6 protein-coding genes are annotated in these 9,227 nt (G+C 62.1%); all 6 read right to left on the bottom strand.

Features of this window, described 5'->3' with window-relative positions; all coding sequences use genetic code 11:
- Positions 1–113: 113 nt before the first annotated feature.
- Positions 114–692 (bottom strand): potassium-transporting ATPase subunit KdpC, encoded by a 579-nt coding sequence (gene kdpC / locus PMI16_RS21380; protein WP_007883507.1) that lies wholly within the window; start codon positions 690–692, stop codon positions 114–116.
- Positions 693–717: 25 nt separating this feature from the next.
- Positions 718–2,781 carry a potassium-transporting ATPase subunit KdpB gene (gene kdpB, locus PMI16_RS21375; protein WP_034381725.1) on the bottom strand — a complete coding sequence of 688 codons (2,064 nt, stop codon included), beginning with the start codon at positions 2,779–2,781 and terminating at the stop codon, positions 718–720.
- A 125-nt stretch (positions 2,782–2,906) separates the two neighbouring features.
- Entirely contained in the window at positions 2,907–4,691 is a 1,785-nt protein-coding gene (gene kdpA / locus PMI16_RS21370) for a potassium-transporting ATPase subunit KdpA (protein ID WP_007883500.1), read from the bottom strand.
- A gap of 1 nt (position 4,692) precedes the next feature.
- On the bottom strand, positions 4,693–4,782 hold the full coding sequence (gene kdpF, locus PMI16_RS21365) for a K(+)-transporting ATPase subunit F (protein WP_007883498.1): 90 nt from the start codon (positions 4,780–4,782) through the stop codon (positions 4,693–4,695).
- 513 nt (positions 4,783–5,295) lie between these two features.
- The gene (locus PMI16_RS21360) at positions 5,296–7,443 is read right to left on the bottom strand and encodes a diguanylate cyclase domain-containing protein (RefSeq protein ID WP_007883494.1); all 2,148 of its coding nucleotides are present in this window, start codon (positions 7,441–7,443) and stop codon (positions 5,296–5,298) included.
- Between the two features lie 311 nt (positions 7,444–7,754).
- The coding region (locus PMI16_RS21355; RefSeq protein ID WP_007883493.1) for a gamma-glutamyltransferase family protein at positions 7,755–9,227 on the bottom strand (1,473 nt) is incomplete at its 5' end.

Here is a 9,227-nt window from a genome sequence, read left to right as displayed (position 1 = left end):
AAAGTGAGCGGCTGCCGGGCCGCCCCCGGCAAACCCGGCCCGTCCGGAGAAACACCCCAGCAAGCTACCAAAAAGCGAAAGCAAGCAAACAAAAAACAATAAAACAGAACATGTCAGGTTTTGCTCAACGCATCCAACGCCAGATTCAGTTTCAACACATTCACCCGAGGCTCCCCAAACAAGCCCCACTGCGGCGTCTCAGTCTGCGCCTTCACCATCTCGCGCACCTTGTCCAGAGACAAACCCCGCGCCTGCGCCACCCGCATCACCTGATACTCGGCCGCCGCCGGGCTAATCTGCGGATCCAGGCCGCTCGCCGACGAGGTCAGCAGATCCACCGGGATCTCGCGCGCAGAGCCAGGATTGGCAGCCTGCAAAGCCTCGGCACGACCCTTCGCCGCATCCACCAGCGCCGGATTCAACGGCCCCAGGTTGCTGCCGCCGGACGCCATGCCGTTGTACGGAAACGTGCCGGTGGCCGAAATACGGCCCCAGAAATATTTCGGCTCGGTGAAGTTTTGCCCGATCAGTTCCGAACCGACCGGCACGCCGTCGCGCACGATGATGCTGCCGTTGGCTTCCTTGGGGAAGAAAGCCTGCCCGACCAGCGTCACGACGGCAGGATAAAGACCGCCCAGGATCACCGACATCAGGATGAACAGGGAAACGGCAGGACGCAAATAGGTTTTCATGAATAACTCCTTGTACAAAATAGGATCAGGCCAGGCCGAACACGCCGAGCAGCACGTCGATCAGCTTGATGCCCACGAACGGCACGATCAGGCCGCCCAGTCCGTAAATCAACAGGTTGCGACGCAACAGCACGGCCGCGCCCAGTGCGCGATAACGCACGCCGCGCAAGGCCAGCGGAATCAGCACGACGATCACCAGCGCATTGAAAATCACCGCCGACAGGATCGCCGACGAAGGATTGTTCAGGTGCATGATGTCCAGCGCCGCCAGTTGCGGATACGTGGTCGCGAACATCGCCGGGATGATGGCGAAATACTTGGCGACGTCGTTGGCGATACTGAAGGTCGTGAGGCTGCCGCGCGTCATCAGCATCTGCTTGCCGATCTCGACGATCTCGATCAGCTTGGTCGGATTGGAATCCAGGTCGACCATGTTGCCGGCTTCTTTCGCCGCTTGCGTACCGGTGTTCATGGCCACCGCGACGTCGGCCTGGGCCAGCGCCGGCGCGTCGTTGGTGCCGTCGCCGGTCATCGCCACCAGCTTGCCTTCGGCCTGGTGCTGGCGAATCAGCGACAGCTTGTTCTCCGGCGTGGCTTCGGCGAGGAAGTCGTCGACGCCCGCTTCCGCCGCAATCGCGGCCGCAGTCAGACGATTGTCGCCGGTGATCATGATGGTCTTGATGCCCATGCGGCGCAGCTCGGCAAAACGTTCCTTGATGCCGCCCTTGACGATGTCCTTCAACTCGATCACGCCGAGCACGCGGATGGAGCCACCGGCAGCATCGGTCTCGGCCACCACCAGCGGCGTGCTGCCGCGACGGGCGACGATGTCGACGGCGGCGGCGACTTCCGCCGGCACCTGCTGGCCGGCTTGCTCGGCCAGCTTGCGGATGGCATCGGCCGCCCCCTTGCGGATCTGGCGATGACCGATGTCGACGCCGGACAGACGCGTCTGCGCAGTAAAAGGAATGAAAACGGCGCCCAGGCTTGCCATCTCGCGCTCACGCAGGTTGAAGCGCTTCTTGGCCAGCACCACGATGCTGCGGCCTTCGGGAGTTTCATCGGCGAGCGAAGCAAGTTGGGCGATGTCGGCCAGCTCTTGTTCGCTCACGCCATTGGCAGGCAGAAAAGTCGAGGCCTGGCGATTGCCGAGCGTGATGGTGCCGGTCTTGTCCAGCAGCAGCACGTCGACGTCGCCGGCGGCTTCCACCGCGCGGCCCGAAGTGGCGATGACGTTGGCCTGCATCATGCGGCTCATGCCGGCCACGCCGATGGCCGACAGCAAGCCGCCGATGGTGGTTGGAATCAGGCACACCAGCAAGGCGATCAGCGCCGTCACGGTGACGGGCGAACCGCCATGCGCGACGTTGACGCTGAATACCGAGAACGGCAGCAAGGTCACGGTCACCAGCAGGAACACGATGGTCAGCGCGACCAGCAACAGCGTCAGCGCGATCTCATTGGGCGTCTTCTGGCGCTTGGCGCTTTCCACCATCGCGATCATGCGGTCGAGGAAAGCTTCGCCCGGGTTGACCGTGACGCGCACGATGATCCAGTCCGACAGCACGCGGGTGCCGCCGGTGACGGCGGAAAAGTCGCCGCCCGACTCGCGGATCACCGGCGCCGATTCGCCGGTGATGGCGCTCTCGTCAACGGTGGCGACGCCCTCGACCACTTCGCCGTCGGCCGGCACGGCGTCGCCAGCTTCGATCAGGACGAAATCGCCCTTGCGCAAGGAGCTGCCTTCGACCAGTTCACAGCGGTCGGAGCGATTGGCGCGTTGCAGCTTCTTGGCGACCACGCTCTTCTTGGCGCTGCGCAGCGATGCAGCCTGCGCCTTGCTGCGGCCTTCGGCCAATGCTTCGGCGAAGTTGGCGAACAAGACCGTGAACCACAGCCAGACGGCGACGGCGAGGATGAAGCCGGCCGGCGCTTCGCCCTGGCCGTTCAGGGCCTGCAGATACAGCAGCGTGGTCAGGATGCTGCCGAGATACACCACGAACATCACCGGATTGCGCCACTGGGCGCGCGGCGACAGCTTGCGGAAGGAATCGATCATGGCCGGCTTGACGATGGCCGGATCGAACATCCATCTGGTTGCGGATTGTGCGCCGGATGCTGCGGGTGTGCTCACTTGCGTGGCAGGAACCTTAGCCGTCGGGGTAACAACTTTTTTGGCAGGACTATTTGCCATGTTTTTCTCCAATTCAGACATTAGTGAATCGCCAGCATTTGCAGATGCTCGATCACCGGACCCAGCGCCAGGGCGGGGACATAAGTCAGTGCGCCGACCAGGATCACCGCGCCGATCAGCAGCGTGACGAACAGCGGGCCATGCGTCGGCAAGGTGCCGGAAGTTGCCGCCAGGCGTTTCTTGCCGGCCAGCGAACCGGCCATGGCGAGCACCGGCACGATGATGCCGAAGCGGCCCAGCCACATGGCGATGGCGGTCATGACGTTGTAGTAAGGCGTGTTGGCGGACAAGCCGGCAAAGGCGCTGCCGTTGTTGTTGGCGGCCGAGCTGAAGGCGTAGAGGATTTCCGAGAAACCGTGGGCGCCGGGATTGGCGATGCCGGCCAGGCCGTTGTCGACCATCACGGAAATCGCCGTCAACACCAGCACCAGCGCAGGCGTCATGAGGATGGCGATGGACATCATCTTCATGTCGAACACGCCGATCTTCTTGCCCAGGTATTCCGGCGTGCGGCCGATCATCAGCCCGGCGATGAACACCGCCAGCACCGCAAAGATCAGCATGCCGTACAGACCTGCACCGACGCCACCGTAGACCACTTCGCCCAGTTGCATCTGCAGCATCGGCACCAGTCCGCCCAGAGGCGACAGCGAGTCATGCATGGCGTTGACCGCACCGCAGGACGCCGCCGTCGTGATCGCTGCGAACAGGCTCGACGCGACGATGCCGAAACGGGTTTCCTTGCCTTCCATCATCCCGCCGGTTTGCGTGGCATGCGCGGCGGCAAGCGCCGGATTGGGTTGCTGCTCGAAATACATCACCGTCAGCGTCATGACGATGAACAGCAAGGTCATCGCGGCCAGAATCGCCCAGCCCTGGCGGCGGTCGCCGACCAGCATGCCGAAGCTGGTGCACAGCGCGGCGGGAATGATCAGGATCGCCAGCATCTGCACGAAGTTCGACAGCGGCGTCGGATTTTCATACGGGTGCGCCGAGTTGGCGTTGAAGAAACCGCCGCCGTTGGTGCCGACCATCTTGATGGCTTCCTGCGAAGCGACGGGCCCCATCGGCAAGGTTTGCTTGCTGGTCTTCATCTCATCGGCCAGGGGATTGCCCTTCTCGTCCTTGAGCGGCTGGCCTTGGGCATCCAGGCGCGGCTGGCTGTAGACGGTGGTTTCCAGCGTGGAAACCTCGACGTAAGACTTGAAGTTTTGAATGACGCCCTGGCTCATCAGCACGACCGCGACCAGCAGCGACAGCGGCAACAGCACGTACAGGCTGGAGCGCGTCATGTCGACCCAGAAGTTGCCGATGCTCTTGCTGCTGTGGCGCGCGAAACCGCGGATCAGTGCAAACGCAACGGCGATGCCGGTGGCCGCCGAAAAGAAGTTCTGCACCGACAACGCCAGCATCTGGGTCAGGTAGCTCATCGTGCTTTCGCCGACGTAACCCTGCCAGTTGGTGTTGGTGACGAAGCTGACCGCCGTATTGAATGAAGAGTCGGCGCTGACGTTGGCCATGCCGGCCGGGTTCAGCGGCAGCCACAGTTGCAGGCGTTGCAGGGCGTAGACGACAAACATGCCGACGATGTTGAACAGCAGCAGCGCCAACGCGTATTGCTTCCAGCCCATGTCGGCGTCGGCGCGGATGCCGCACAAACGGTAGAAGAAATGTTCGATGCCGCCGAACACGCGATTGACGGCGGACTTGCCCTCCATCACGCGGGCGATGTACCAGCCTACCGGCACCGACAGCACGAGCAGGACGATCAGATAGATCGCCAGTTGGGTAATCGAGGCAGTCATGTCAGAAGGCCTCCGGTTTGATCAGGGCGTAAACGAGATACGCCAACAGGCCGACCGACACGGCCAGCCCCAGTATTTGCATGACGCTCATTGCATGTCCTCCAGCTTCTTGCAGGCCACGACAAATGCCCACATGACGACGCTGCAAGCCAGCAAGCCGCCGATATATAGAAAATCCATTTCCTGCTCCCTTGATGAATGCTTACGAGGCAAACAATAGGGGGAAGCACGTCAAATCCGGATAAAACTATCGGGCGGCGGTATAAATTTTGTGTAAACAAACAGGCGACGGGGCCGCAAGCCATTGGGTAATGGAGGTAAGGGCGGGAATGGTGGGAAACGCGGAGAGGATGATCGTGCGACGGATTGCGCGAGAACGTTTCAGCCCGGAGAAACGACGTGCGTCTCGCCGCCGCATAAAAAACACCGCCGTACAGCCGTAATGCCGTTTATTTAAGCCTGTTTTCCTAAAGCAGTCGTCCCAGCGAATGCCGGGATCCAGTGTCGTGAAGACGGTCGATACGCCGCTGTCGTCCGGACTTTCGTCAGGACGACAGTCCTGGTAAGTTGGGATTGTCAAGCGTAACTGAACGGCATTAGCCGTTCAGGCGGTGTTTTCTTCGGTGTTCCATTCGACGCGGTTCTTGCCGGCCTTTTTGGCGGCGTACATGGCCTTGTCCGCATGCGCCACCAGGCTGTCTTGCGTGGTGTGCTGGCCGGGGTCGTAAATGGCTACGCCGATGCTGCTGGAAACGTTGACGGTTGCCGCCTTCAGGATGAACGGCCGGCGCATCGTCAACAGGATTTTTTCCGCCACCACCATCGCGTCTGCAACAGTGTGCAGGCGCTCGAGGATGACGGTGAATTCGTCGCCGGCCAGGCGCGCCACCGTGTCGACTTCACGCACTGAATCGATCAGGCGCTCGGCAAACTGCACCAGCAGTTCGTCGCCGGCTTCGTGGCCGTACTTGTCGTTGATGCCCTTGAAACCGTCGATGTCCATGAACAGCAAGCCCATCTGCTGCGGCTCGCGGACGGCGCGCGCCATGGCTTCCGGCAGCTTTTGCGTAAACGCGCGGCGATTCGGCAGGCCGGTCAGGATATCGGTCAGCGCCATTTCCTGCAGCGAATTGCGGAAAGCCTGACGGTCGGTGATGTCGTGCAGGAAGGCAATGAACAGATGGCCGGCGCGACGCTGCACGTAACCGACCGTCATTTCGACCGGCAGCTCCTGGCCGTCGCGACGCAGCGCATTGATCTCGATGCGGTTGTTGATCACCACGCCTTCGCCGGTGGCGAGGAAATGCTTCATGCCGCGCCGATGCAAGTCGCGCTGCTCGGGCGGCACGATCATCTCGGCCAGCTCCCGGCCGTAGGCTTCCTTGCGCGACCAGCCGAGCAATTGTTCGGCCTGGCGATTCCACTCCACCACCACGCCGTCTTCGTCGATGGCGATGAAGGCGTCGTGGGCGTTTTGCAGGATGGCGCGCAGTTCGTTTTCGCTTTCTTCCAGCCTGATCTGGTTTTCGCGCTGATTGTCGAGCGCCTGCTGGAGCGCGATGGCGGTTTCATGCAGACGGCTGGTGCGGTCTTCGACGCGCTGCTCCAGGCCTTCGTTGAGCGAACGCACTTCGCGCAGGTAGTTTTCTTCACGTTGCACCATGGCCGACAGCGTCGACGACAGCAACTGGATTTCGTAATAGGTGCTGACGATGGGAATATGCACATCCTGCGCGCCGGTTGCGCGTCGCTCCAGCGCCGCGCTCAAGGCATTCATCGGCGCCACCAGGCGGCGCGTGAGGAAGAACGCCAGCATCATCAGCAGCAAGCCCACCAGGCAACCGACGAACAGCACCTGGCGCTCCAGTTCCTTGAAGCCGGACATGGCGACCTGCTCCGGCTGGCGCACCAGCACGGTCCATTTCATGTCGCTGTATTCGCTGTTGAGGCCGGTGCGCGCAAAACCGGTCAGGTAAGGCTCGCCGGTTTCACTGAGCTCGCGCATGGAACCCGATGGCAGTCGCAAGGATGCTTTGAAGCTATCCGTGGCGATCTTCTTCTCTTCCAGTTCCTTGGGACCGAGCAGGACCGTGCCGTCTTCACGCACGATCATGATCTCGACGTCGTAGCGGTCGTTGGCGGGATTAAGCAGCTTCTTGGCGAGATCGCGCGCCCAGGTCCAGCTCAGATGGACGCCGAGCACGCCCTGGAATTGCCCGTCCGGTCCGTTGATCGGCGTGGCGATATCGACGAAGCGCCAGGGATCGCTCATGACCGGCAGCTTCTTTTCCAACAGGACGGCGGGATGGTAGTCACCGACGAAGAATTCCTTCTGCGCCTGCTGAAACCACGGCCGCTGCGCGACGCTCTGGTTTTCCAGCAAACCGTTGGCGGCGGCCAGCACGTTGCCGTCCGGCGTGGCGAAGCCGATCCAGGCATAGTTGGGAACGTTCTTCTGGAGGTCGTTGAAGACGGCGCGCATGCGCGCGGGATCTTTGGCTTCGCGCACCGATGGGCGCTGCGCCAGAATTTTGACGTCGATATAGCGCTCGGCCATGCTGCGGTCCAGCGCATCCTGCATCTGCCAGGCCAACTGGTTAAGCCGTGCTTCCGCTTCGCGGCGCGCGTAACTGCGCGTGAACTGGTCCACCAGAATCAACACCGACGTCGTGGTAATCAGCACCGACAGCACCACGCCGATGGTGACCCATGAAGAGAGGCTCAACGTCGACGAGATTTTCTTTATGCTCAAGGTGACTCCAGCTGCTATTCGACGTTATTCCGGAGGCAATGACGCAAATTTTGCCCGAGGGTCCCGGAAAGTTCGTTGTTTTTTGTAAGGGACAACGAAATATTAGCTGCTGAATTGTAGTTGGAGCAATAAATGATTTGTTATCAAAAATAAAATGTCATTTTGACAATTTCCAATAGGCAAGCAGGAGCTGCGCAGTATCATCCAGAATGAGCCCTCTATTGCGTCGCCTCCTATCATGATGCCCATAAACCGAAATCGCCCGGCTGAACGGGCGATTTTTCAGGAAAACAACAGTCTGGTCGCCGAATTCAGACGCCGGCGCAAATTCCATCGGCGCGCGGGTCGGTTGCACCTTCGATCAATCCCCCGGGATGGACGCATACAGCGCCGGCGTGTCCCATCATGTCGGTGTAGTCGGCAACGATTTCAACGTCGTGACCGGCGCGTTTGAGCGCGTCGACCACGTGGTCCGGCACGCGCCCTTCCAATTTCAGATTGGTGGACGCCGCGCCCCAGGTGCGTCCGAGCAACCAGCGCGGGGCGCTGACGGCGGCCTGCATGTTTTGCCCGAACAGGATATGGCGGCTGAACACCGCGGCCTGCGTCTGCGGCTGTCCTTCGCCGCCCATGGTGCCGTAGGCCAGCGTGCGGCCGTCCTTGAGACGCGCCAGCGAGGGATTGAGCGTGTGGAATGGCAACTTGCCCGGTTGCAGCTGGTTGGCGCCGTCGTCGAGCGTGAAGCTGGCGCCGCGGTTTTGCCACACCACGCCGGTACCGGGCGCGACCACGCCGCTGCCGAACTCCCAGAAAATGCTCTGTATATAACTGACCACCCGGCCCTGCGCGTCCGCCGCGCCCATCCAGATGGTGTCGCCCGGCTTGGGCACATGCGGCCACGGCGCCGCGCGCCGCATGTCGATCCGCCTGGCTTCGCTATCGAGCGCGTCGGCCAGCAGCCAATCAGCGGCATTGACCGACATGTGCGCCGCATCGGTCACGTATTTGTTGCGCAGGATGAAGGCGCGCTTGGTGGCCTCCACCAGACCGTGGATGTGCTCGAAGCCGTCGGCCTGCGCCTGTGTTATGCCCAGGCGATCGAACAGACCGAGGATCATCAGTGCCGACACGCCCTGCGTCGGCGGCGGCAGATTGTAGATGCTGCCGGATTTCATCTGCACCAGCAGCGGCTTGACCACTTGCGCCCGATAGGCGGCAAGGTCGGCGGCGCGCAAGGGGCTCCCCGCCTGCTCCAGACCGGTCGCCAGCTGTTGCGCCAGATCGCCGCGATAGTAATCGTCGAGGCCGGCTTCGGCCAGGCGCGACAGCGTTGCCGCCAGCGCCGGTTGCTTGAGGATGTCGCCCAGGTTCGGCGCGCCGCTTGCCGCATAGGTCTCGGCAAAGCCGGGCTGATCCTTGAGTTCGTCCCACTTGTCATGGGTCAGTTCGGCCTGCGAACGCGTCACCGGCACGCCGGCGGTCGCGTGATGAATCGCATCTGCCAGCAGACGCGAGACAGGCAAACTCTTGCCCCAAGCTTTGGCGACGTCCAGTGCCGTCGCCCAACCGCCGACAGCGCCGGCCACGGTCAGGGCCGCACGCGGACCGCGCGTCGGAATCGCCGCGTCGCCATGTTGCGCGTAGAAATCCTTGGTCGCCAGCGCAGCCGACTGGCCGCAGGCTTGCACCGCCACCGGATCGCGGCCGGGTTCGCTGATGACCCAGAAGCCGTCGCCGCCGATGCCGTTCATGTGCGGGTAGACGACGGCGATGGCGGCGGCTGC

Origin of the sequence: Herbaspirillum sp. CF444 (assembly GCF_000282135.1) — a bacterium.
Taxonomy (GTDB): Bacteria; Pseudomonadota; Gammaproteobacteria; order Burkholderiales; family Burkholderiaceae_D; genus Herbaspirillum.
This window is presented reverse-complemented; position numbering and strand designations above follow the sequence as displayed.

Excerpts from the sequence above, each read along its gene's own strand:
- kdpF (WP_007883498.1), bottom strand. The coding sequence starts at position 4,782 with ATGAGCGTCATGCAAATACTGGGGCTGGCCGTGTCGGTCGGCCTGTTG.
- kdpC (WP_007883507.1), bottom strand. The coding sequence starts at position 692 with ATGAAAACCTATTTGCGTCCTGCCGTTTCCCTGTTCATCCTGATGTCG.
- kdpB (WP_034381725.1), bottom strand. The coding sequence starts at position 2,781 with ATGTTCGATCCGGCCATCGTCAAGCCGGCCATGATCGATTCCTTCCGC.
- kdpA (WP_007883500.1), bottom strand. The coding sequence starts at position 4,691 with ATGACTGCCTCGATTACCCAACTGGCGATCTATCTGATCGTCCTGCTC.